Consider the following 588-nt stretch of genomic DNA (forward strand, 5'->3'; position numbering starts at 1 on the left):
GTCGTCTTGTGGTGGCATGGTGACGAGACCATCACCAACCTCACGTAGGTTCATAATAAAAAAGGGACTCAAATGGAAGTACTCAAAGGCTCATGTCTGTGTGGCAAGGTAAAACTCGAAGTGGCGGATGAATTCAAATACATGGGCAATTGCCATTGCTCTGAATGTCGAAAATTTACTGGCTCTGACTATTCATCGGCGGGCGGCATTGCTCTAGATAAGTTGCTCATTATCCAAGGGAAAGAGGATATTCAAACTTATCAGAAAAGTGAAAATACCGAGCTATGTTTTTGTCGCCATTGCGGCTCAAGTTTGTATTCGAAAAAGAATAACGGAATCGTCAATATTCGCTTAGGTGTGTTGGATGATGCCCCATCTCACAAACCAAGTTTTCATATTTTCGTGGCGTCAAAAGCGCCGTGGTTAGAAATAACCGACAACCTGACCCAGTTTGAGGCAGGGCCAAAACTTTAGAGAAAATCCGTTGTTATCGCGGGGCGAATATCAACGCCTCGCGGATTAAAACTCCACTGCACACGAACGCATTTTCTGAACTCTTCAGACTTCTACTTCGCTTGTCATGTTCAT

General features: G+C 44.0%; 1 protein-coding gene. It reads left to right on the top strand.

All coding sequences use genetic code 11. From position 1 onward, the window contains the following. Positions 1-72: 72 nt before the first annotated feature. The gene (locus R7040_RS28305) at positions 73-474 is read left to right on the top strand and encodes a GFA family protein (protein ID WP_005464047.1); all 402 of its coding nucleotides are present in this window, start codon (positions 73-75) and stop codon (positions 472-474) included. The last annotated feature ends 114 nt before the right edge of the window (positions 475-588 follow it).

The sequence above is a fragment of the Vibrio sp. 1069 genome (assembly GCF_033340555.1).

Coding starts and splice junctions, on each gene's coding strand:
- R7040_RS28305 (WP_005464047.1), top strand. CDS start 73: ATGGAAGTACTCAAAGGCTCATGTCTGTGTGGCAAGGTAAAACTCGAA.